At 42.4% G+C, this 23,373-nt stretch carries 20 protein-coding genes; 8 read left to right on the plus strand and 12 right to left on the minus strand.

Features of this window, described 5'->3' with window-relative positions; translation table 11 throughout:
• Positions 1 to 54: 54 nt before the first annotated feature.
• The 3 genes from lysS to ACS8FA_RS21935 form a co-directional block, all read right to left on the minus strand.
• Positions 55 to 1,593 (minus strand): lysine--tRNA ligase, encoded by a 1,539-nt coding sequence (gene lysS, locus ACS8FA_RS21925; RefSeq protein WP_102090341.1) that lies wholly within the window; start codon positions 1,591 to 1,593, stop codon positions 55 to 57.
• 130 nt (positions 1,594 to 1,723) lie between these two features.
• Positions 1,724 to 2,815, minus strand: a complete 1,092-nt coding sequence (gene prfA / locus ACS8FA_RS21930; RefSeq protein WP_165596982.1) for a peptide chain release factor 1 — start codon at positions 2,813 to 2,815, stop codon at positions 1,724 to 1,726.
• Positions 2,816 to 3,049: 234 nt separating this feature from the next.
• The gene (locus ACS8FA_RS21935; RefSeq protein WP_057760302.1) at positions 3,050 to 4,195 is read right to left on the minus strand and encodes a beta-ketoacyl-ACP synthase III; all 1,146 of its coding nucleotides are present in this window, start codon (positions 4,193 to 4,195) and stop codon (positions 3,050 to 3,052) included.
• Positions 4,196 to 4,489: 294 nt separating this feature from the next.
• Between ACS8FA_RS21935 and pnuC the strand changes: the two genes are divergently transcribed.
• The 4 genes from pnuC (at position 4,490) to creD (ending at position 8,244) form a co-directional block, all read left to right on the plus strand.
• Entirely contained in the window at positions 4,490 to 5,200 is a 711-nt protein-coding gene (gene pnuC / locus ACS8FA_RS21940) for a nicotinamide riboside transporter PnuC (RefSeq protein WP_439265394.1), read from the plus strand.
• A complete protein-coding gene (locus ACS8FA_RS21945) occupies positions 5,151 to 5,759 on the plus strand; it encodes an ATP/GTP-binding protein (protein WP_439265396.1) in 609 nt (202 codons plus the stop codon). The genes pnuC and ACS8FA_RS21945 overlap by 50 nt, the downstream gene beginning before the upstream one ends.
• Positions 5,760 to 5,855: 96 nt before the next feature.
• Entirely contained in the window at positions 5,856 to 6,380 is a 525-nt protein-coding gene (locus ACS8FA_RS21950; protein WP_101204361.1) for a TIGR00645 family protein, read from the plus strand.
• A 178-nt stretch (positions 6,381 to 6,558) separates the two neighbouring features.
• The gene (gene creD / locus ACS8FA_RS21955) at positions 6,559 to 8,244 is read left to right on the plus strand and encodes a cell envelope integrity protein CreD (protein ID WP_439265398.1); all 1,686 of its coding nucleotides are present in this window, start codon (positions 6,559 to 6,561) and stop codon (positions 8,242 to 8,244) included.
• Between the two features lie 131 nt (positions 8,245 to 8,375).
• On the opposite strand, the gene ACS8FA_RS21960 is transcribed toward creD, so the two are convergent.
• Positions 8,376 to 9,059: a DUF421 domain-containing protein gene (locus tag ACS8FA_RS21960; protein ID WP_439265400.1), complete on the minus strand. Its 684-nt coding sequence runs from the start codon at positions 9,057 to 9,059 to the stop codon at positions 8,376 to 8,378.
• Positions 9,060 to 9,378: 319 nt separating this feature from the next.
• Between ACS8FA_RS21960 and ACS8FA_RS21965 the strand changes: the two genes are divergently transcribed.
• Entirely contained in the window at positions 9,379 to 10,296 is a 918-nt protein-coding gene (locus ACS8FA_RS21965) for a DMT family transporter (protein WP_102093024.1), read from the plus strand.
• 184 nt (positions 10,297 to 10,480) lie between these two features.
• On the opposite strand, the gene ACS8FA_RS21970 is transcribed toward ACS8FA_RS21965, so the two are convergent.
• A complete protein-coding gene (locus tag ACS8FA_RS21970; RefSeq protein WP_160021698.1) occupies positions 10,481 to 10,894 on the minus strand; it encodes an organic hydroperoxide resistance protein in 414 nt (137 codons plus the stop codon).
• A 166-nt stretch (positions 10,895 to 11,060) separates the two neighbouring features.
• On the opposite strand from ACS8FA_RS21970, the gene ACS8FA_RS21975 reads away from it, so the two are divergent.
• Positions 11,061 to 11,912, plus strand: a complete 852-nt coding sequence (locus ACS8FA_RS21975; RefSeq protein ID WP_439265402.1) for an AraC family transcriptional regulator — start codon at positions 11,061 to 11,063, stop codon at positions 11,910 to 11,912.
• A gap of 264 nt (positions 11,913 to 12,176) precedes the next feature.
• Positions 12,177 to 12,506: a hypothetical protein gene (locus ACS8FA_RS21980; RefSeq protein ID WP_101205009.1), complete on the plus strand. Its 330-nt coding sequence runs from the start codon at positions 12,177 to 12,179 to the stop codon at positions 12,504 to 12,506.
• Between the two features lie 176 nt (positions 12,507 to 12,682).
• Here the strand turns inward: ACS8FA_RS21980 and ACS8FA_RS21985 are convergent, their stop codons facing one another.
• The 5 genes from ACS8FA_RS21985 to ACS8FA_RS22005 all read right to left on the minus strand — a co-directional run bounded on the left by ACS8FA_RS21985 (position 12,683) and on the right by ACS8FA_RS22005 (position 21,051).
• Positions 12,683 to 13,288, minus strand: coding sequence for a class I SAM-dependent methyltransferase (locus ACS8FA_RS21985; RefSeq protein WP_179798995.1), 606 nt, complete (start codon positions 13,286 to 13,288; stop codon positions 12,683 to 12,685).
• A gap of 140 nt (positions 13,289 to 13,428) precedes the next feature.
• Entirely contained in the window at positions 13,429 to 17,661 is a 4,233-nt protein-coding gene (gene hrpA, locus ACS8FA_RS21990; RefSeq protein ID WP_439265405.1) for an ATP-dependent RNA helicase HrpA, read from the minus strand.
• A 159-nt stretch (positions 17,662 to 17,820) separates the two neighbouring features.
• Positions 17,821 to 18,411 (minus strand): DUF1543 domain-containing protein, encoded by a 591-nt coding sequence (locus ACS8FA_RS21995; protein ID WP_102091714.1) that lies wholly within the window; start codon positions 18,409 to 18,411, stop codon positions 17,821 to 17,823.
• 61 nt (positions 18,412 to 18,472) lie between these two features.
• A complete protein-coding gene (locus tag ACS8FA_RS22000; RefSeq protein ID WP_439265407.1) occupies positions 18,473 to 19,471 on the minus strand; it encodes an alpha/beta fold hydrolase in 999 nt (332 codons plus the stop codon).
• A gap of 158 nt (positions 19,472 to 19,629) precedes the next feature.
• Positions 19,630 to 21,051 carry an SLC13 family permease gene (locus ACS8FA_RS22005; RefSeq protein WP_394123515.1) on the minus strand — a complete coding sequence of 474 codons (1,422 nt, stop codon included), beginning with the start codon at positions 21,049 to 21,051 and terminating at the stop codon, positions 19,630 to 19,632.
• Positions 21,052 to 21,459: 408 nt separating this feature from the next.
• Between ACS8FA_RS22005 and ACS8FA_RS22010 the strand changes: the two genes are divergently transcribed.
• A complete protein-coding gene (locus tag ACS8FA_RS22010) occupies positions 21,460 to 21,612 on the plus strand; it encodes a hypothetical protein (RefSeq protein WP_166739249.1) in 153 nt (50 codons plus the stop codon).
• Between the two features lie 94 nt (positions 21,613 to 21,706).
• On the opposite strand, the gene ACS8FA_RS22015 is transcribed toward ACS8FA_RS22010, so the two are convergent.
• Entirely contained in the window at positions 21,707 to 22,402 is a 696-nt protein-coding gene (locus tag ACS8FA_RS22015; RefSeq protein ID WP_439265410.1) for a YoaK family protein, read from the minus strand.
• 117 nt (positions 22,403 to 22,519) lie between these two features.
• Positions 22,520 to 23,329 (minus strand): enoyl-ACP reductase FabI, encoded by an 810-nt coding sequence (locus tag ACS8FA_RS22020; protein ID WP_201607220.1) that lies wholly within the window; start codon positions 23,327 to 23,329, stop codon positions 22,520 to 22,522.
• Positions 23,330 to 23,373: the final 44 nt, after the last annotated feature.

The following is a 23,373-nucleotide window of genomic DNA, read 5'->3' on the forward strand; positions in this document are numbered from 1 at the left end:
AGCTTTTTATGCTGAGTTAAGTATCAGTTTGGATTTATAGCAAGCAAACCCACATTAGCTATCTTGTTTGCGGCGCATATGCGGGAACAAGATCACATCACGGATACTAGCAGAGTCGGTAAATAGCATTACTAGACGGTCAATACCAATACCCTCACCGGCTGTCGGTGGCAAACCATAAGACAATGCTTCGATATACTCTTCATCGAAATGCATGGCTTCATCATCGCCAGCGTCTTTTTCAGCGACCTGACCACGGAAACGCTCGGCTTGGTCTGCTGGATCATTAAGCTCACTGAAGCCATTGGCCAACTCACGACCACCAACGAACAGCTCAAAGCGATCGGTAATCTCAGGATTGTCATCACTACGGCGCGCTAGTGGTGAAGTCTCAGCTGGGTACTCAGTAATGAACGTTGGCTGACGCAGTTGATGCTCAGCCGTTTCTTCAAAAATAATTGTCTGTAGTTTACCCACACCAAACACATCTTTGACTTGCTGCTTAAGTGTCGTAGATGCATATTCTGCTAGGTATTCACGATCATTGATACGTGTCATATCAAAGTTTTCAGCATATTTTGCAATCGCATCAGACATTGACAGACGAGCAAATGGTGCTTTTAGGCTAATGGCTTCTTCTTGATACGTAAGCTCTGTTGTGCCCAACACATCTATTGCTAACTGATTAAACAGACGCTCAGTCAAATCCATTAAGTCATGATAATCAGCGTAGGCTTGATAGAACTCAATCATGGTAAATTCAGGGTTATGACGGGTTGAAACCCCTTCATTACGGAAACTACGGTTAATCTCAAATACTCTTTCGAACCCACCAACAACCAGACGCTTAAGATAAAGCTCAGGCGCGATACGTAGATATAAAGGCATGTCTAATGCATTATGATGTGTCTCAAACGGACGAGCTACTGCACCGCCTGGTATCGGATGCATCATTGGCGTTTCGACTTCCATAAAACGTTCATTGAGCATAAATTGACGAATACCACTAACGATCTGACTACGAACCATAAAGGTATTGCGAGTCGTCTCATTGGTCATCAAATCAAGATGACGATTACGATAGCGCGCCTCGACATCAGCCAAGCCATGGAACTTGTTTGGCATTGGACGTAGTGATTTGGTCAGTAGCGTAATTTCTTCAATATGCACATACAAATCGCCTTTACCTGAGCGACCGATGTAGCCTGACACCCCAACGATGTCACCCAAATCTAGTGATTTAATGCTCGCACGCGTTTCCTCATCAAGCTCTTTACGTGCTACATATAACTGAATACGGCCTGTCATATCTTGGATCACGATAAACGAACCACGGTTGAGCATGACTCGACCTGCCACGTTGACCTGTGTTTTTTCACCATTTGCTGCTTTTTCTTCAATTTCCTGCTTTGAGACACCATCAAAAGCCGTCTGTAAGTCTTGCGCATAATCAGTGCGTTTGAACGTATTAGGATACGGCTGTTTACCTGAAGCACTGATATCGTCTAGCTTGGCTTGCAGTTGTGCGATTAGCTCGTTAGCATCTTCTACGACTGGGGTTTGATCTTGGTTCTGATTATTGTGCTTTGACATAACACTCTCAATATTTTTAGGTAATTAAATGGATAAACGAAAACAGAAAAATTAAATCAATACTTATTATTATAAGAACAGACATGGTGATAAAAACGATAAAACTGTTGGTACTCTTAAAGACTAGCTACTAGTCATTGCCACCGATACTGGCCATCAAATCAGCCTGATGCTCACGCAGTAGTGCATCAAGAATCTCGTCCAAGTCGCCTTCCATAATGGAGTCGAGTTTATATAAGGTAAGGTTGATACGGTGATCGGTCATGCGGCCTTGTGGAAAATTATAGGTACGGATACGCTCTGAGCGATCGCCACTACCGACCAAGTCACGACGTATAGAGTCCGCCACATCGACCTGTGCTTGCACTTTGGCTTGTTGAATTTTAGAGACCAGCATTTTCATAGCATGCGCACGGTTTTTGTGTTGGCTACGCTCTTGCTGACACTCTACCACGGTACCCGTTGGAATATGCGTCAAACGTACGGCAGAGTCAGTCGTGTTCACGTGCTGACCACCCGCGCCGCTTGAGCGGAAAGTATCCATCTTGATATCAGCAGGATTGATATCGACGCTATCATCAATCTCAACTTCTGGCATGACCGCAACCGTACAAGCTGATGTGTGAACACGACCTTGGCTTTCGGTCTCAGGGACACGCTGTACACGGTGAGCGCCCGATTCAAACTTTAGGCGACCATATACACTGTTGCCAGATACGCGAGTGATGATTTCTTTATAACCACCATGCTCACCTTCATTTGCAGAGAGCACTTCTAGTGTCCAGCCTTGGCTCTGCGCGTATTTTTGGTACATACGGAACAAGTCACCAGAGAAAATCGCTGCTTCATCACCGCCTGTCCCTGCACGAATCTCCAAAAACGCTGGTACTTTATCGTTGGGATCTTTTGGTAGCATCATTAGATTGAGCGCTTCTTCCATCTCTACGATGGTATCACGCGCACTCTCAATCTCATCGATCATCATCTCTTTCATGTCAGGATCTGTTGCATCGGCTAGCATCGCTTCTGCATCAGCTTGATCCGTTTCTGCACCCACGTAGTTTTGCCACAGCGTCGTGATCTCCATCAAGTCGCTGTGCTCAACAGACAATTCACGGAACTTATTATTATCACTAATGACACTAGGATCTGATAATAAAGCGGTGACCTCTTCATAACGGTCTACCATCTGGTCTAAACGCAGGCGTAAGGATTCTTTCATAAAAGGACTTTTAATTAGATAAGAGGAATAAGCCCGTGATTATAGCAAATTTTTTGGGGTAAATTAAAACCTCTAATCATTCTTGTTGATATTGTCGGTAATCTCGATGTTATCTTCTCCAACATCTCTGTTTATATTTAGATGTCACAGCTTAATTTCAATAGCAAAAACAACAGACAAAAAAATAGCTAAGAATATTCTTAGCTATTTTTATCAAAACAAGTAGTCAAAGTATTAGACCTTGCGAACTAAGACCGATCCAATAGAGTAACCTGCACCAAATGAGCAAATAACGCCCAGATCGCCTGATACTAAGTCATCTTTGTGGCGATGGAATACAATCATAGGACTCGCTGAGCTGGTATTGGCAAATTCAGCAATAACACTCGGAGCAATCGATTTATCGGCATCTTTACCAACCACGGTACGTAGAATCAAATCCAACATATTGGCATTGGCTTGATGCAACCACATCATCTTAACATCAGATGTTGGGATGTCGTTTTCTTGCAAGTGCTCAGTGATAATCTCTGACACTTTCGGACAGACTTCACGGAATACTTTACGACCGTTTTGCAAAAACAGCTTGTCAGTGACCGGTGCTTTGATATCTGGATACATTTCAGTCTGTGCTGCTAGATACTCTGAGCGATCCATAAAGCCATATTCGTTTTTAATGTTGGTCGAAAACTGAGTAAATAGCTTAGAGTTTAGAATCTCATAACCTTTTGGCGTATCTAATTCTTCAACGATAGAAGCAGTCGCTACATCACCGAAGATAAAGTGGCTGTCACGGTTGCGCCAGTTTAGATGCGCTGAGGTAATCTCAACGTTGACCACAGCAATACGCTTGGCCAAACCAGAGATGATAGAACCATGTGCTTGTGACAGACCAAACGTCGCCGCACTACACGCAACGTTCATATCATAAGCAAAGCCGCCAATCATACCAATTTCGTTTTGGATTTCGATGGCAACCGCAGGATAAGTACGTTGGAAGTTTGAGCAAGCAAGGATGATACCATCTAAGTCGTTGGCCTCAAGTCCAGCATCAGCCAAAGCGTCTCTCAGTGCTGCTGCACCCATTTCGGCCATGACTGACAACTCTTCGCCCAAGTTACGGTAAGGGATAACTGGCGCCATGATTTCAGTATTTAAGATACCTTCTTTTTCCATCACATAACGTGATTTGATACCAGATACTTTTTCGATGAAGGCAGCTGAAGAAGGCTCAAGTGCCGTCACTGTCTCTGCAGCTATCTCTTCAGCATGTTCGGTATTATAGTTTTCAACATACTGGTTAAATGACTCAACTAGCTCTTCGTTACTAATGCTGTAAGGTGGGATATAAAGACCAGTGCCTGTGATACAAGTCGTCATGATAAGCTTCCTTGTCTACTACTGTGGTGCTTGGAATAAGCATAAATGTGGAAATAATAGCCATTCAATTTGAGTGAATAACTGTAAACTTAAAATCAGTGTGTTTATTATGCCTGAATATTATAATTTTTCTAATACTTTGTTACAAATAACCTGTTTGTTGCCATAAATAAGCAAAGACTGGCCGCATTTTTCGGTAGCTACGTTATAATTGGCATCATTTTATTCTGTACTATTTGTCGAACGATCTTAATTATTCAGAACATTGACACACGCTCATACTTAGGAATGCTAATGGCAGAACTTCTCAACTGGTTATTTGGTCAATACGCTGACTACTCTACGATATTCATCGTCCTTGAATTGATTGCTGTTGTCTTCGGTGTGGCCAGTGTCTTACTCGCCAGCAAAACCAATATTCTAGTCTTCCCTATCGGACTGGTCAGCACTGCTATATTTGTGTATCTACTATGGAAGTGGCAGCTGTTTGGCGATATGTTTATCAATGCTTACTATACCGTGATGAGCTTGTATGGCTGGATTAACTGGTCAAAGAATAAGAAAAACCAGTCTGTTGAGCACAAGCAGTCAAATGCCAATAACGTCCGTATTGAGCATTTGCATGCAGACGACATCCCTATCCTCTCTGCTTTGGCAGCAGGAACGGTAGCTTTTGTAGGATTGGTTTATTATTTCCGTCCAGTGATTAATAATGGCTTTAGCCTAGACGGTGCGGTACTTGGACTCCATTTATTTACTTGGGTCGATTATACTGACATGCTCACTACCGCTTTATTTTTGATGGCAATGTGGCTCATGGCACGGCGTAAAATCGAGCATTGGATACTCTGGATCATCGCTGATGCGATATCGGTACCGCTATACTTTTATAAAGGTTTTACTTTTACCGCGCTACAATATGTAGTCTTCACTCTTATCGCAATCTGGGCATACTATGAATGGCAACGACGCTACCGTATACAACCTCGAGCAGCATACGCCTAAATCTGTCATCAACGTCGCGGTCTTAGGTGCAGAAAGTACGGGTAAGACGACATTATGTCGTGATTTGGCAGCTCATTTTAATAGTTCTTGGGTGTCAGAATATATGCGCACCTACTTACAAGCAAAGTGGGATGACGAGCGCCTGACTTGTACGTGGGAGGATCTCCTACCTATCGCACAGGGGCAAATTACACTAGAAAACACCCTAGCCAAACAAGTTGCTCAGATGCCTCATGCTAGCCAGTATTTGTTCTGTGATACCAGCCTGTTTGAGCTAATGGTTTATTCCTATTGGTATTATGGCGACTGCCCTACGGCCCTTGAGCAAGCAGCATTGGCGCATCACTATGATTTGATATTATTGACTGATGTTGATACGCCTTGGGTGGCTGATGACCTGCGAGACAGTCCGCACCTACGTGATGAGATAAGTTCTTATTTTGCCAGTCAATTAAGCAAGCATCAAAAACCATTTCAGCGTATTGGTGGCGATAGAAAAGAACGCGTTAAGCAAGTAGTAGCGAAGCTCGCTAATATAGACAACATATTGCCTGACTAAAGCTAAACAGCTATACCCAAAAACTTATTCATATTTGTTTCTTTAAGACTTTCTTGTCTTTAAAAATTTTTTGTATTTGAAACCTAAGAGATACCCATGCTAAAGAAGTTTGAGCTTTATTTAGAAAAAACCATATTTAATAGCCGCTGGATACTGGCGCCTTTTTATCTAGGATTAGTGCTAGGCATTATTTTATTATTTATTAAGTTTGTCCAAAAACTATGGTATATGTTCGCTGACATTCTCACGGCCTCTGAAGCCAGTGTGATTGTAGACATATTGGTATTGGTTGATATCTCTCTGGTTGCCAGTTTATTGCTTATCATTATATTCAGTGGCTATGAGATTTTTGTTTCAAAAATCGATACTGGCACCCATGATGATCGTCCTAGCTGGATGGGCAAAGTAGACTTTTCTGGCCTAAAGCTCAAAGTTATCGGAGCGATCGTTGCTATCTCGGCGATTGACCTTTTGAAATCCTTTATGGATATATCTAGTGGAATGAGTGAACTTGATGCTGACAAGCTCATGTGGAAGGTCATTATTCATATGACCTTTGTATTGTCTGGCTTGTTATTCGCTATCATGGATAAAGTCGTTGGCGATACTAAAAAACACTGATGCCAGAAAGCACTGATATCAGAAAATACTGATATCAGAAAACACTAAGGCTTATTTTTTCCACACACTCTCCATCGTTCTTACATATTTTTTCTTTATCTCTCCTCTATGATCTTCTTTGAACCTACTGACTGTTATATGCACAGTTTTGGAATAAAGATTCATATGAGGCACTCTTATGCAAAAAACACTATTCACCAAATTGACTATCATCGTGGGGCTCTGCATTATTTTTGTCGTCGGGCTCATGATGTTTCGCACTGTCATCGCTGAACGACAATATTATGCACAATCAGTGGTGAAGGAAATCGCCCAGCAGCACGTCAATCCGCAAGAAGTCATTACCCCTTTCATCATTATTCCAACCACCATAACGCCAGAATGCTCAATAGTAGGCGATACCGATGCCGCTAAATGCAAATCCGCTTATTCATCGACGCTAACGGTCTTTGCTAATAAAACTAGCGCCACTCAAGACCTTGAAGTCAGTACGGACACCTATCGACGAGGGATTTATCATGCCACTAGCTATAACGGCGCGTTAAAATTCGATCAAAGTTATACCATAAATCAAACCCTACAACGCTTAATAGCAGATAACCAGTCGGTGAGTAACGACTCAAAAACCCTTAGCACAGCTAACAATAGTACCAATGGCAATGGCAACACAAAAACAGAAAAGACCGATATACACTGGAATGACGCTAAGTTTATTATTCCAGTTTCTGATTTGCGCGGTGTGGCAACCTTACCAACAGTAACGATCGACAAGCAAGCCATCAAAGCAACCTATCCGCAGAGTGCCATGCTTAATGGCTTAAGCTATGTTGAAGTATCGTTGCCCAACGATGTTTTGAATCGATTAACCACAACGAGCGCAAGCCAGCAAGAAAAAACAAACCTTGTGGCTGAAAATCTGAATAGCGAACCACTAAATACGCAAAGTTCTAACATACAAACGCCTATTAGCCAAAACCCAAACCATCAAGACTTAGACGGTCAGCAATCAGATAATAGTCGTCATCAAGCGCTTGATATTGTGGTGGACTTGCCTCTCTCAGGTATTAGCACCTTAAATACCGTGCCAACGGGGCAAAACTTTGAGCTATCTATGCGCAGCAATTGGCATGCCCCAAATTTTATTGGCAGAGCCTTGCCCAATGCTAAAACATTCACCTCAAAAGGCTTTGAGGCCAAATGGCAAAATCAATATCTAACGGTCGCTAACAATCAAAATTTATCAAAGTGTGTCAGCACTGCCAACAACCAATGTATGGTAGCCAGTAGCGCCGTGCTCGATAGCGCTGACCAAGATGATGAGGCTATCACAGCAATAGAAGGCATTGTCACAGCAGAGGGTAATATCGTGTCCAATAGCGACCGAGATGTGCGCTTAAGTAGCTTTGGAGTGAGTTTCGCGGAGCCAAATGACGTGTATTTACAAACAGAGCGCACGATGAAGTACGCACTGCTATTAATTTTGGTGTCGTTCGGTACATTTTTCTTATTTGAGGTGATCAAATCCAGCCGTATTCACCCTATCCAATACTTATTGGTCGGTTGTGCACTGCTGTGCTTTTACGTCTTGTTGCTACCGCTGGCCGAGCAAATCGTCTTTTGGCAAGCCTATATGGTAGCGGCCAGTGCTTGTGTTGGGCTTATTGGCTGGTATAGCTATTATGTATTTGGCGGTTTAAAACGGGCAGTAATCTTTACCGCGACACTTGCTGGGCTATATGCTGCGTTTTTCGGTATTTTAAGTACAGAAGATCTCAATCTATTACTGGGTGCGATATTCTGCTTTGTGATACTTGCCTGCGTGATGGTGATGACTCGCAAACTTGACTGGTATAAAGTGACATAAATGATGAGAGCCATGCGCTGTATAAAGCAAGTCAGACAAACTGTCAGTAAATGAGAGGTTTTTATCTGATAATTTGAAAAAAATTGGCTGCCTTAGCTTATTAACTGAGCTAAGGCAGCCAAGTAGTAATATTATTTGACGATATGATTGTTTAACGCTTTAACCCAATTATTGCAATTATCCTCGCAGCGCGGGCAACACTGATTGGGGTCAGAGATTTCATCAACGTAACCGCAATACATACAAGCATAATAAACACCTGCCTCTACTTGCTCGACTGGTCGGTATTGCTTAGGGAAAAGCGGCATCCCGTAGTCTGTCTTTTCGGAGGTGTGCAACAAGATACTAAAATTGCCATCAGCTTCGAGCAAACCGACACGCACTTGACCTAAATGCTCAACCCCTTGTTGACGCATTTCAGCAAAAAACTCATCGTGTGACATTTCCCCCTGTTTAATCTTATCAAGCACCAGCATGCCATCTTCTACAATATACATTGAGCGCCCCTCTAGCAGGTCCTCAAAAGGTTGGAACTTCATCATCGCCCAAGTACAGAGCCTATAGAGTGAAATGACCGTACCCATGATGAGTACCGCTTGGATAATAGGCAGGTCTTCGGTGAACATAGGGTCACCTGCAATAGAGCCCAACGATAAAATAATGGTCAGCTCAAAAATAGAGAGCTGACGGACGCCGCGCTTACCAGTGAATCGCAAAAATGTGATAATTAATACAAACATTACAGTGACACGTATTAAAATTTCTACGGCAAACAACCAAGTTGTGTCATAAATAAAAATACTTGCCCAATTCATACTATCTTTCCTATTTATTTATCTGATTATTGTGTTTAATGAGTGTTGTTCAAATAGTTCGTTTGATGCGAAGCACATCATCCCTATTTTTAGGACTTATCGTCAATACAACTATCGTTATTCTGCTTTAAAAAAGACTTTTTACCATAAGTACGACAAAATATCCTGTCCTGTGAGACAGCTATAGATTAGATTGATAAGTTATAAACCTATTATCTTTGCTAGAAAAAACGATCGTTATAACAGCGTACCTTACGACCTAAAACTAAAATCCTATGCTTGCCTGTTTTGTGCCATTTATTCATTGTAGGAATTACTTTTGAAAGCCACTATTTATACCATTATTGCGTTAATCGCCTTTGCCGCAAACTCCCTGTTTTGCCGAATGGCATTGGCAGAAGGCTATATCGATGCTTGGAGTTTTACAATCATTAGGCTAGTTAGTGCGACGGCCTGTCTAGGCATTATCATGGCTATACATGCTTACAGACTGCGACGCCAAACGTCTAATCATGACGAATCTACTGTCCACGCTATATTAAATGACAAAGGCAGTTGGTTAAGTAGTCTCAGCTTGGTGATTTATGCGCTGTGCTTTTCAATTGCGTATGTAGAGCTGGATACTAGCACTGGGGCATTGATTTTGTTTTCAGCGGTTCAGCTGACGATGATTGGCTGGGGTATCTATAAAAAAGAACAGCTCAGCGCGCTACAATGGTTGGCGTTTGTCGTTGCAGTGGCGGGGTTTGTATATCTGATGTTGCCATCCGCTGCCATACCGTCACCATTGGCTGCAGCGTTAATGGCTATGAGCGGCATAGCTTGGGGAGTATATAGTATACGCGGCAAATCATGTGTCTCACCGCTGCGAGCGACAGGGTTTAATTTTGTGCGTAGTTTAGTCGCTGTGCCTATACTACTACTGGTAGGTATGACGTATCTAGATGACTTAGGTTTGAAAAATATCAATTTGGATGGTATTACCATTGAAGGTGTACTACTCGCCTGTGCATCCGGAGCGATCGCCTCAGGGTTGGGCTATAGTATCTGGTATACAGCGATGCCACTATTGAAAAACACACAAGCCGCTATCGTTCAGCTATGTGTCCCTGTGATTGCTGCGTTGCTAGGTGTGATATTTTTATCTGAGCAACTAACTTTGCCATTTATAGTTGCAAGCACAGTCATTTTGGGCGCGGTCTTGGTGTTTACCTTAAATAAAAAAGTACCGGTATAAAATAATGCTATTAACAACCTATCATTAGCTAAACTGCTCAGAAAAAGTTCCAGCTTATGATTCTACCAGACAACATAAAACGCCCCGACTCTTATAAATCGAGGCGTTTTATATTCGAGTTATTATTTTAATATTGCTAGTCTACGGTCACTAGTCTTTAAACAACAGTCTGTACGCAACAGCCTTAAACGACGGTCACTTCTAGACGAGTATCGACATTGCCGCGAGTAGCATTAGAATACGGGCACACCTGATGCGTGGCTTCGATCAACTGCTGCGCCTGCGCTTCATCAATACCTGATACTTCTACAGACAGCTCTATTTCTAAGTTGTAGCTACCGTCAGCTTTCATACCGATACCTACTTGCGCAGAGGTTTTTGAAGCGGTCACAGGCAATTTCATATGCTGTGCAGTCATGCTCAAAGCGCTATCAAAACAAGCCGCGTAACCCATTGCAAAAAGCTGTTCTGGATTCACGCCTTCTTTGTCTTGCTCTTGAAAAGATACCAAGTCAAATCCTAAAGAACCATCGTCTAATCCAGTATGGCCAGAACGTCCACCAGTAGCGGTTGCACGCGTTTTATAAAATATTTTCATGAGTAATTATTCCTTGTTTCATATTATTAGAGGTCGTACTTACGCTGTTGCGATGAGATTATTATAGAATCCTCTGCATTTATACGTTAGAACAAACCTCTATAACTCTTGCCTAATCCTACAAATATTTATACTATCAGGCAACTCTATAAAATAAGCACTCGTGATGAATCAAACGACTATTGACCAACTTTTAGCAGTACTACCTAGAAATAAAACCATCGAGTCCGCTGTTTCAGGCTTGTTCTTTTACTGCGCGGACAAACCAAGCAAAGCCGTAAGCTATATTCAAGAGCCAAGTATTTGTATTGTATTGCAGGGAGAACGCGAGATTTATTTGGGTGCTGACTGTCAAAGGTTTGACAATAGTAACTTGATGTTCTGTCCAGTTAATATACCGCTAAGTATGCATATCAAACACGCTTCGATAAAAAACCCTGTCATTGTTTTATCAATGAAATTAGATTTAGCTATGATTAGAGATGTATTAGCGCAGATACCGACCACAGACCCAGTAGTAGGCAGTCATTTAGGAATAAAGTGGCACTTAGATGACACCATAATGGGCGCGTTTGACCGATTGATACGCTTGCTTGATTATCCAAACGATATTGATTTTCTGTCTTCTTTGATTCAACAAGAAATATACTATCGCCTACTCTTGGCTGAGCAAGGCAACAAACTTAAGCAATTGGTCGTTAGCGGTAGCCATACACACCGCATTGCCCAAGCGACTGACTGGATAAAGGCACATCTAGATGAACCTATTATGGTTGAGAGCTTGGCTAGTAGATGCGGCATGAGTGTCTCAGGGTTTCATCAGCATTTTAAAGAAATAACCCAGCTGAGTCCGTTACAGTATCAAAAAAGCTTACGTTTAATGGAAGCCAGACGCTTAATTAAGATGCATGGGGCGCAAATATCACAAATAGCGATGCAAGTAGGCTACGAAAGTCCTAGTCAGTTTAGCCGAGAATATAAGCGGTTTTTTGGTCTGAGCCCAAGCAATGAGTTGTAGTTATAATTTTATTTTCTAATAGAATAAATTTAATTCGCTTAGGCTATTTTCTACTATACCTATGAAACTCTTCCCAAAAAAACAACATTTTTAAGTTGAATAACTTGTGAAGTATTTCAAATAAATAGAAAAATTGGTTGACGTGACCATATATTCGTATTATAACATATTGTATATATTTAAAATAATGAATGTATAGGAGCAGCTTTACTCTGTGTACGATCGATGTAAAGCGATCAATAGAAAGCTTAGGGAGGAGATAACATGATTCGTTTAAGCTACACTCTCAAATGCTGGGCACTTGGCATCACGTTTTTTACAGTGTTCTACTTTATGGTAGTCATGAGTGACCCTGGCTTTAGTAAGTACATTTATATGTTAGCTTTCAGCACTTTGCTATTCCCTATCGCTAAGCGTGCAGTCGATGTCATGACCGATTTTTTCGCACCAGATATTGAATTGTTCAATGGATTGTTACCATCACTTTTAATCAATATTGTGATTTGGATACTTACTCCATTTATCGTCGCATTAACTGTGATTGCCTATATACTTTATAGCATGGGTGTATTGACAGAAAAGATTAGCCATTAGATACCAATCATTAAGTGCCAATTATCAAGTACCAATCATTAAATACTAGACATTAGATACCAGTCGCTAACTATCAAACATTAAGCCTTAATAGCTCATAGAGAAGATAGTTTGCAAACTATCTTCTCTAACTATATATAGCTACTAAAACGATCAATAGATTTAACTTACAACGGCTAATTGCTGGCTTTTTTGCCAACAAACTGTACTACAGCGCTAAGCCCTTGATGGCGCTTTCCTTCTGATACCATACGCAACTTCTCTACACCAGTCACTTCGTTCAGCCCTACAAGCTCATTTTGAAAGTTCTTTAAAGTGCCAAAACGTTCCCTTTGACTGGCAGGTAGTCCACCGACTGCCTCTGTTTCAAGCTGTCGTTCTGTATAAGCTTCGACGATAAATACGCCATCTGGCTTGAGAGCAGTGCCAACTTGTGCATGTACATATTGACGTACCGTTTTGGGCACGTGTGCCCAGATAGAAACTATAGCGTCCCATTTATCCTGACCAAAGTTGTAATCTGCTAAATCAGCTACTTGCGTGATAATAGCTACGCCTCTATCTCTGGCCAACTTGTTCGCTTTGGTCAGACCTACTTCGGACTTATCCATCGCAGTTACCTTGAAGCCTTGCTCAGCTAAGAATACTGCATTCCTACCCTCGCCCTCTGCTAGACAAAGTACGTGTCCACCTACAGGTATCTGCTCAAATGTCTCTCTCAAAAAATCATTAGGTTCGGTACCAAATGCGAACTCTGTGCCGCTATAGCGTTCATCCCACATCCTAATAATCCTTTTATTTGAGATTGATATCCAATTTAGTAGGTAACATATGGCATGTAGAACACATAGTAATAAAGCACACATCATAAAATTAATGCGCACTCTATAATATAGCGTACCATACAAACCTAAAACTTAGCCTAACTCACCTTATCCCACATCTTGCTTAGACGCTTGGGCGATACTGCCATACGAGTTTTCATAGGCTGGGCAAACAGTTGAATACGATACTCTTCCACCATCCAACGATACTCACTGATAGCTTCTTTATCCGCACGTCCTGCTAGCCGCTCCATATGCAAGTCAAGCGCGTAGACGCCATCAAGGTCAGCGTCGAGATTGTGCTCCAGACGCTCTAGTCGAATCTGTAGCGCTTCAAGATAGCGTGGGTACTGTTGCCAGTGGCTATAGTCCATCCGATAAACAAAATCTGCCAAATGTAAGTCTTCTAGCTGATCTTCGATATCATCGATAGACTCACCAAATATCTCACGATCTAACATCAATAACCCTTGGCGAATGCGCTGCCAACGAGTGTAGACATTCTTAAGCGTTTTGATGACGCTTTGACCAGTTAATAAGAAGTTATTCACTACCACTTCGAGAGTTTGGGTATACTCTTCAGAGGTAAACGGTAGCTCCTCGCTCAATCCAACTGCGATGTCATCGGCGCTTTCTGGTAAATTCTCAGAATGATCAAATAAGACGTAGTGCTCTTCGAGAGCCGCGTCTAACGCAGCATCTATAACGATCGTTTTAAGTTTATCCATGTCGCCAAGTGGCGCAAATGCCAGTTTAAATATACTATCGATTTGGCTCGTTAGCTGCTTTTTCTTTGCACCAAGTTTGCCTTTTATTAAAGTCAGCACCCCGATACGATGTGCTTGAAGTGCTGCATTGACATCAGTATATTGATGAATCGATACAGCTTCTCCCGCTTCATCAGCGACGAGCGCTGCAAACTGTTTCATCACCACACCTGCACTATGATGATTTTTGCTGAAAGCAAAATGCTCAGGAAACTCAGTATGCACGCCTTGCTGTTCATTTACCGCTTGACTGGTCTCAGATGCATGACGAATCTGTAGGGTTTGCAGATCACGGCCTTTTTCGATGATACGGTTTTTCTCATCGACCACGCAGATTTGTGGCTGCAAATAACGATCAATCGTAGATGGATTGAAGTTCTCTGGTGTCACCGACATGATACCGCGACGATGCAATGCCTGACATAGCTGTTTCAGCAATCCTTGTCCACCCTTTGGCTGCAACTCATCAAACAAACTGTCTGCAGTATTGGGTATCGGTACGATTTGACGACGTATCTCCTTTGGCAGTGACTTGAGCAGCTGCAATACCAATTCATAGCGCCAACCGGGCACACCCCACAGTAGCTCAATCGCGTCGAGCTGCGGTAATGCGGCAAGCGGTACACGTATGGTCACACCATCATCATCGCTGGCCGGATCAAAGATATAGCGGAGCGGCAGTTTTAAATCGCCCAGCTTCCACACTTCTGGAAAGTCCCCTGTGGTCGGCGCTTGGCTATTAAGCACATCTTCATCGGTGAAGAATAGATGCTTGGCATCATGCTTTTCGACTTCTGCACGCCAATCTTCAAACGCTTTGCGACTGGCAACGTGCTCAGGGATTTTCTTATCATAGAACTGATAGAGAGTCTCTTCATCCACCAATAAATCACGGCGACGCAGCTTGTCCTCGATACGCTCAACATGAGCAATCTTATCCATGTTATGTTGCAAAAATGGTGCATTGCGACCAAAGTTACCCGTCACCAAGCCATCACGAATAAATATCTCTCGTGATTCAACTAAATTAACTTGCTCATAGTTAGTCAGCTGCTTACTAATAATAATCAGCCCAAACAAACTAATCTGTGCGTAAGCTTTGACGCGTCCTGTTTTCTTGGACCAATGTGGTTCGAAATAGTGATATTTCAGCAAGTCACCTGCCGCTGAAATAATCCATTCTGGTTCGATTTTGGCAACAGTACGCATAAAGACTTGTGAAGTCTCCACCATTTCAAATGCCATCACCCAAGGGGGTATTTGTTTAAACACCGTACTGGCTGGGAATATCTTGGCCTTTTGCTGACGCGCAGCCAAATACTCACCGCGGCTTTCAGTCTTATGCGCGATGATAGACAATAAACCCGTCAATAACGCTCTATGCAGATTGGCATATTTGACCGCTTTTAGCTCTTCATCTTCGATCGCTGTCGGATCATTGACAGCCACATTTTTATCAGCAGCTTTTGATTCATTGACATCAGTTAATTTCAGCTCAGTGACCATTTGTACCAATTGACGGTGTGTCTGATGCCATTCACGTACACGTGGGAAGCTTAAATAGTTTTTCTTAGCAAACTGCTTACGCTGATTACCAGACAGTTTATTGCCGTCTTCATCTTTTTCAAACAGCGCCTTCCATAGGCTCAGATAAAACAAAAAGTCAGAGTCGTCTTGACGGAAGACCGCATGCTTTTGATCCGCTTGTGTACGTTTATTGGCAGGACGCTCGCGTGGATCCTGTACAGCAAGCGCGGCCACAACGATCAGCATTTCACGAATACAATCAAAATCAGAACCAGCCACCAGCATACGTGCCAGCCTTGGATCGATTGGCATACGTGCCATTTTCTGACCAGTCGCTGTCAAACGTAGGTGATCAAGCCCTTTTCTCGCTTTTGGCTTGTTAGCTTTGTCTTGAGCAGCAATGTCTTTCTTAGAAGTAATAGCGCCCAATTCATCTAGCAGTTTATGACCATCAGTAACCAATCGGCTATCAGGCGGCTCAATGAATTCAAAGTCATCCACACTACCTAGACGTAGATTGGCCATTTGCAAGATTACTGACGCTAAGTTAGTACGTAAAATCTCAGGCTCAGTAAACTCAGGGCGGCCACTAAAATCTTCTTCACTATAAAGACGAATACAAACACCTGGAGCAACACGCCCACAGCGACCTTTACGCTGATTGGCAGCTGCTTGTGAAATTGCTTCAATCGGTAAACGCTGTACGCGTGAGCGATATGAGTAACGCGAAATCCGCGCAAAACCCAAGTCAATAACATAACGAATACCCGGTACGGTTAATGCGGTCTCAGCAACATTGGTCGCGATAACAATACGGCGACCTCGACCCGATGGTTGAAAGATACGCTGCTGCTCTTCATAAGTCTGCCGTGCAAACAATGGCAGTACTTCTGTATGGCGAGGGCCATGACGCTCAAGCACTTCCTGCGTCTCACGAATCTCAGCTTCAGTTGCAGCAAATATCAAAATATCAGCCTGATCGGCGTGACCTTTACTCTGCGCGTCGCTAAAGCACTCTTCGACCGCAGCAACCACAGCGCGCGGCAGGTTCTCTTCAAAATCATCGTAGCTGTCATCTTCTGAGCTGTTCACTGGCTCATCTGTCAACGGACGATAACGGACTTCTACTGGAAAGCTACGCCCTTCTACATTAAAAATAGGCGCAGGAACTTGCCGTTTGAGCTTATTGTCATAACGGCTGAAGTATTCACTAAAGCGCTTAGTATCGAGGGTAGCTGACGTAATAATGACTTTTAAATCTGGGCGCTTGGGCAGCATCTTTTTGAGATAACCCATAATAAAATCGATATTTAAGCTACGCTCATGCGCCTCATCGATAATAATCGTATCGTACTTACTCAAAAACCGATCATGACCCAACTCAGCGAGCAGAATACCGTCCGTCATGAGCTTTACAATAGATTGCGCTGTCCCTTGCTCATTAAAGCGAATCTTAAAACTGACCGTATTACCTAATGGCTCACCCAGCTCTTCTGCGATACGGTTTGCCACACTACGAGCAGCCAATCGTCTCGGCTGTGTATGCCCTATCTGCCCTGTAATACCGCGCCCTGCTAGCATTGCAAGCTTAGGCAACTGCGTCGTTTTACCAGAACCCGTCTCACCAGCAACGATAATAACTTGATTATCGATAATCGCTTGTACTAAGTCTTCTGCGCGTTGGCTAACAGGCAGATCCAGATTTAGCTTGGCAGGTAAATCACTTGGAATACTATTGATACGTGCCTGCACAGCTTCTTGAGAACGCATTTTTATTTTCTCGTACTGAGCACGTTTTTTAGCGAGTACATCATCTAGCTTCTTTTCTTGCTCAGAATCATGATTAGATTTTTTATTCTTAGTCACAGCAGCACGTGCCAGCTCACGTTCAAGACGGCTTAAGTAATAGCTATCCTTGGCAAGTACTGGTAGATCCGCCAGTGGTACTGCTGGCTTCTTAGTATCTTGAGTTTCATTTACAGTAGATGTATCTGAATCGCTGTTTTCAGGAATATTGGGCTTAGAAGTATTGGGCATATTTGCTTAGGCTATTTATTATGTAGAATTGGTTAGATTATGGGGGTAATTGGGGTATGATTCAAGTTAGTCGAGTCCTGATTGCTCTCGTAAGCTGTCCATTAGGTTTATTTAATCAAGCGTGTATTGAGTTACTTTTATGAAATTTAGATAAATCTATTATAGCGCCAATTTCTTTAAATTCTTGATGCTTAGATAGCCGACGTACTCTTTGTCTTCTTTAGCATTCAGCTCATCTGTATCACTAATAGGCTCAATCGAAAGCTGAACATTGGAGATAAGATCATTTACGTTATATATGTCATCTATATCTACTGCAAACTTATCATCAATATGAGAAGCTGCATTGAAAGGTGACGTTTTATCTTTAAAAGTAGATTGCTTATAAAAATCACTTTTTTTTGCTTGTTTGATCGCGTCAGCTTGGTTAGGTGCAACGATGAGTAGCTTATAATGGAATTCTTCAAAACTGTCCTGCTGATAGCCACCTAGATTGATAAAGAATAACTTTAAGTCAGCAGCAGCCTTTAATTGCTGACTTGGTTCAATTAACTTAATGGCATAACTACCCACTTTGGCAATCGCTCGATACGAATCAATATGCCATTTATTTTTTACCTCAGGCCAATGTTCATTGATATCTCCTATCAAGTCACTCACTTGACTGGCTGCACCAAAGAAAATATCGTGTTGCTCAATCAGACGGCCTTTAGGACGGCCGCCCAATTGAACCATATATAGTGTTAGCATAAAACATTACCTTCTAAACAACCTTAGTGACAACGACTGTTAAAGCGTTTTAAATATTCTTTCAATTACTTATCGGATTATCCGTCAAAAACTGCTTTACAGCGTCAACGGTTGCTAACGGATTTTCTTCGTGCGGTACATGACCTAAGTTATCAAATATCTTAAGCTGACTATTACGTATATCTCTATGAAATAACGCGGCGTTTTCTACAGGAATAAGATCATCTTTTGCACCCCATAAGATTAAAGTCGGTATGTCGAGCTGCTTTATTTGGGCTTGATCACTGTCATCATCAGTCTCATTTAGGCGACGACTCAAAGCCTGCCGATTACCTTGGCGCAAGGTCAATTCATAATATCTATTAACCAAGGCATCGTTTACTTTGCTATTGTCTGCATACACACTTAAAACGCTTTTTTCGACGACACTTCTGGGTAGGATACGATTTAAAATTGGTGACATCATTGGATATTTAGCAAGCTTAAAACCAATAGGAATATGTTTGGGCGTTGCTGGATAACCAACTGAGTCTACCAATATTAACCGATCGACACGCTCAGGATACAAAGCGGCGGTGCGCCACGCTACCTTGCCTCCTAATGAATTACCGGCTAGCGTGACACGGTCCAGCTTCAAATGATTGAGTACTTCAATGACAAACGCCGCATAATTTTCGCTGCTATATCGCTTGCTCTCGTCCACATAAGGACCAGTCAAACCGAACCCTGGCAAATCCATGCTCACGACACAGTATTGATCAGACAGCGCCTTGGTCCAACCTTCCCATGTATGCAAGCTTGCCGATGTACCATGCAATAAAACGATTGTTTCAGGTTGATTCTTTTCAGCTGTATTGCCACGATTTACATGACAATTAGCTGACTGCGATACATGCGCTTGCATACCTTGTATGTTTATAAATTCGCTGTTGGGTAGTTGCCATTGTTTTAGCTCAGCGATGGTACGATCAGGTGCCCAATATTTTGCTATAAATACCATTAACACGGCAATTGCGCCTAGTAATATCAGAACAGTTGCTTTTAATAAGTACTGTGTCATGTGATCAAATCCATTTAATAAGATGACGTTAATAATAAACATTCTATACCGCTAGCTCGTATGATAAGCGATAAAAAACCCCAACGTTCAATTTGTCTTGAACATTGGGGTTTCATTTATACTAAGCAGATATGACTAGGATTTTAATGACTACTTGATTATATCAAGAAAAAGTACGCCCATAGCCCGATAACGATAGTAGCAATGATGTTTAATATGATACCTGTACGAATCATTTCTGTTTGCTTGATCAAACCTGTACCAAACACAATAGCATTTGGCGGTGTGGCAACTGGCAACATAAACGCACACGATGCACCAATACCGATGACCAATACGAGCACCTCATGTGGCAAACCCATCTGCTCTGCAATAGCGGCAAATACAGGCACTAACAATGCTGCCGAGGCAGTATTGGAAGCAAATTCTGTCAAGAAAATAATAAATGCTGAGACTGCCATCATCACAATGATAAGTGGTGCAGAAGACAGCGCAGTTGCTACAGTTTCCCCTAGTACCAAAGACGCCCCAGATACTTTCAAAATTGTCGATAGCGCAATACCACCACCGAAAAGCATGAGCACACCCCAATCCGTATTGTCTGATACTTGCTTCCAAGACACTAGCCCTAAGCTCACTACTGCTGCCGCTGCTGTTAGTGCAACGATAGCATCAGTATCCGTGATATCTAAAGCTGCTCCGATCTTTTTGGAGAATATCCAGCTCAATGCCGTAACGATAAAGACGATGATAGTGACGATACGTGGCTTGTTCCAAGCAATCGGCGCATCATCAACGAGGACAATAGTACGATTTAGGTTCGGCTTTAGGAACACATACATCGCACCCAACAATAATGGTAACAGTACCAACATCATTGGAATACCAAACTTCATCCAGTCTACAAAGGCAATATCGAGTGCTTTTGCAGCAATGGCGTTTGGCGGCGAACCAACAATCGTACCCAAACCACCCAGACTTGCTGAATAAGCAATACCTAATAGTACAAATACAAACGTACCGCGGTCTTTTTCACGATCAACTTGCGTCAAGATACCGAGTGCCAACGGGAGCATCATCGCAGCCGTAGCGGTATTTGATATCCACATCGATAAAAATGCCGTCACACCAAATATCAAAAATACAGCTGTACTCAGTTTGCCACCAGACATCGATAGAATCTTTAGTGCGATCTTTTTGTCTAGCTGCTGCACATGCAATGCTGCTGCCAAAGCAAAACCACCAAAGAACAGATAAATAGTAGGATTGGCAAAGCTTTGCAGACCGATTTCAGCATCGAAGTCTGGTATGCCAACCAAGGCACCGATTACTACGACAAGTAGCGCTGTTATGGTGACGTGCACAGCTTCTGTAAGCCAAAGCACCCCAATGAAAAACAGGACTGCGAGACCTTTATTAGCATTGATATCGAACGGCAACACATTATAAATAATCAACGCAATAATCGCGGCAATAGCGACCACAATTAACCCTTTTCCTGTACCTTTTGGGAAGGTATCAGTAAATAAATATTCATTACCATCATTAGGAAGATGGCTATCTAGCTTTTGCTCTGACATAGAATGTCCTTATTGAATCAAAGACGGTGTAAGAAACCTAAAAATAAAACATAAATTATCGGTTAGTGTATTTTGATAAACACATTACCATTGAGGTAAATCTAATTATCTGCAGACATCACTTGAGATATATACGTCGAAACTCGCTTTTCTGCAACTTATGCTAGTAATCCGTAAACTTAGTCGCTAACCACGTGATCAGCTTTATTATTAGTTGCATGGTTGATTGCAGTCTCAGTTACACATAGTCACTAAACAAGTGTACTCTGTATATGTACAAGACTATGACCACATTGCATACTAGGTAAGTTAAATAAAAGCCAAGCGCTAATAAATGCGAACGTCAACGAATAAAGATTTAATTAAAACATCTCTATTAAGAAGTAAATAAAAACACTGGAGTACTTTATGACAGACTCAAATAAAACGGACTCAACGACCAAAATGGCACCAAAAGACATCAATCAAGATGGCCTAGCCAAAGAAGATCAACAACGTACTGACGACTCTATGCTCGATATGATGCAAGGGATGCATGAGCACGAAGATCATAAAGAATAAGACCAAAGCATGTTTTGATAGCTCGCTATTCTACACCTAAATAAACATGCAAAAAACCAATACAGTTAATAATAGGCACGATAGGCGTTTATCACTATGATAAGCGCCTATCTTTTTTTGGTTCTCTCACCTCTGGCAGATGATCTGAGACATAGTTGTATACAAATGCTGCTGTCGATACAATGGCGATGGGAACAAACAAAGCATCATAGCTGACTTTTGCAAACAAGAAAGCGCCTACTGCGCTACCACCGCAGAAACAATACCAGATAATGGCTTGAAACCCTAAGGTTGGCTTACTAATAGAACGACCAGCAAGCCAATTACCAATTGCCGCCCCCATGTCTGAGGTCAGCCCTGTCAAGTGGGTGGTCCGAATGACCGCCCCACTATAAGTTGCCACCATCGCATTTTGCAGTCCACATGCCATTGCTGCTGCTAATTGCCCTAAGTAATCATGCTGCTGATACAACCAATAGCTAACCAACAGTAGTGCTGCTTCTAGATATAGCGCTCGTCCATAACGACGACCGAGTTTCAATGATGTCTGTCCAATGACAAAGCCGCTTAGTATAGCCCCTGCCAAAAAGGACAGCAACAAGGTACCAATATATAAAATACTACGCGCGTCTGAATGAGCGATTGCCGCTGCAAACAAGCTCACATTGCCCGTGACGTGCGACACTGATAAGTTGGCAAACCCCATTAACGCCGTCGCATTCACGCAACCAGCACTAAAGGCCAATACCGCCCCGCCCCATAGTATCCACTTTGGTAACTTGGTTATCATATCCCTCGTCCAAAGGCACGCAGCCAAAAAGCACGTAGCCAAAAAGACTCATAGTATAACTAGAAAAGACAGCCATTTGGCTGTCTTTTCTATTATCAAACGAATCATCTATAACAATTACTGTGCTGGTTCATCAAGCATCATCAACTGCTCGCTGATAGCAACTGTATTGAAACCCGCATCAACGAACATAATCTCACCTGTGATACCAGATGCCCACGGCGACAATAAGAATAACGCAGCGTTACCTACTTCTGTCTGTGTGATATTGCGTTGTAATGGCGCAATTTTTTCGCTGATATCGAGCATTTTACGGAAAGATTTGATACCACTAGCCGCTAGCGTGCGGATAGGACCTGCAGATATCGCATTAACACGGATACCTTCACCGCCCATAGACGTTGCTAAATAACGAACACTGGCTTCTAAACTGGCTTTTGCCATACCCATGACATTATAGTTTGGCAATACTGAAATGCTACCTTCATAAGTCAGTGTCAACATAGAACCATGGCGCATCGCTAGTAATTCACGAGCCGCTTTAGCCAATGCAACGAAGCTATAGCTAGAGATATCATGCGCGATGTGACTGCCTTCACGAGTCGTTGCGCTAACAAAATCCCCATCCAACTGATCCATAGGTGCAAAACCAATGGCATGTACCACACCATCAATACCGTCGCCCCAATGAGCAGTCACTTGCTTAAAGCACGCAGCAATTGACTCATCAGAAGCTACGTCACATTCTAGAACCAAATCTGCTTCAAATTTTTCAGCGGCCATATCGACGCGTTTTTTGATTTTGTCATTCGGGTAAGTCAGAATTAGTGATGCCCCTTCGCGGTGCAGCGCTTCTGCGATAGCCCAAGCGATAGAGAGTTTACTTGCGATGCCAGTTACGACAAATCGTTGTCCTTGCAATAGCATAAGATTTCCTTTTGAATCAATCGAGATGATTTAGAATAAGAATT

The organism is Psychrobacter sp. 1Y1 (assembly GCF_051847395.2).
Lineage (GTDB): Bacteria > Pseudomonadota > Gammaproteobacteria > Pseudomonadales > Moraxellaceae > Psychrobacter.

What these genes read in the sequence shown, in the direction of transcription:
- lysS (WP_102090341.1), bottom strand. Translation starts at nt 1,593, where the DNA reads ATGTCAAAGCACAATAATCAGAACCAAGATCAAACCCCAGTCGTAGAA.
- prfA (WP_165596982.1), bottom strand. Translation starts at nt 2,815, where the DNA reads ATGAAAGAATCCTTACGCCTGCGTTTAGACCAGATGGTAGACCGTTAT.
- ACS8FA_RS21935 (WP_057760302.1), bottom strand. Translation starts at nt 4,195, where the DNA reads ATGACGACTTGTATCACAGGCACTGGTCTTTATATCCCACCTTACAGC.
- pnuC (WP_439265394.1), top strand. Translation starts at nt 4,490, where the DNA reads ATGGCAGAACTTCTCAACTGGTTATTTGGTCAATACGCTGACTACTCT.
- ACS8FA_RS21945 (WP_439265396.1), top strand. Translation starts at nt 5,151, where the DNA reads ATGAATGGCAACGACGCTACCGTATACAACCTCGAGCAGCATACGCCT.
- ACS8FA_RS21950 (WP_101204361.1), top strand. Translation starts at nt 5,856, where the DNA reads ATGCTAAAGAAGTTTGAGCTTTATTTAGAAAAAACCATATTTAATAGC.
- creD (WP_439265398.1), top strand. Translation starts at nt 6,559, where the DNA reads ATGCAAAAAACACTATTCACCAAATTGACTATCATCGTGGGGCTCTGC.
- ACS8FA_RS21960 (WP_439265400.1), bottom strand. Translation starts at nt 9,059, where the DNA reads ATGAATTGGGCAAGTATTTTTATTTATGACACAACTTGGTTGTTTGCC.
- ACS8FA_RS21970 (WP_160021698.1), bottom strand. Translation starts at nt 10,894, where the DNA reads ATGAAAATATTTTATAAAACGCGTGCAACCGCTACTGGTGGACGTTCT.
- ACS8FA_RS21975 (WP_439265402.1), top strand. Translation starts at nt 11,061, where the DNA reads ATGAATCAAACGACTATTGACCAACTTTTAGCAGTACTACCTAGAAAT.
- ACS8FA_RS21980 (WP_101205009.1), top strand. Translation starts at nt 12,177, where the DNA reads ATGATTCGTTTAAGCTACACTCTCAAATGCTGGGCACTTGGCATCACG.
- ACS8FA_RS21985 (WP_179798995.1), bottom strand. Translation starts at nt 13,288, where the DNA reads ATGTGGGATGAACGCTATAGCGGCACAGAGTTCGCATTTGGTACCGAA.
- hrpA (WP_439265405.1), bottom strand. Translation starts at nt 17,661, where the DNA reads ATGCCCAATACTTCTAAGCCCAATATTCCTGAAAACAGCGATTCAGAT.
- ACS8FA_RS21995 (WP_102091714.1), bottom strand. Translation starts at nt 18,411, where the DNA reads ATGCTAACACTATATATGGTTCAATTGGGCGGCCGTCCTAAAGGCCGT.
- ACS8FA_RS22000 (WP_439265407.1), bottom strand. Translation starts at nt 19,471, where the DNA reads ATGACACAGTACTTATTAAAAGCAACTGTTCTGATATTACTAGGCGCA.
- ACS8FA_RS22005 (WP_394123515.1), bottom strand. Translation starts at nt 21,051, where the DNA reads ATGTCAGAGCAAAAGCTAGATAGCCATCTTCCTAATGATGGTAATGAA.
- ACS8FA_RS22010 (WP_166739249.1), top strand. Translation starts at nt 21,460, where the DNA reads ATGACAGACTCAAATAAAACGGACTCAACGACCAAAATGGCACCAAAA.
- ACS8FA_RS22015 (WP_439265410.1), bottom strand. Translation starts at nt 22,402, where the DNA reads ATGATAACCAAGTTACCAAAGTGGATACTATGGGGCGGGGCGGTATTG.
- ACS8FA_RS22020 (WP_201607220.1), bottom strand. Translation starts at nt 23,329, where the DNA reads ATGCTATTGCAAGGACAACGATTTGTCGTAACTGGCATCGCAAGTAAA.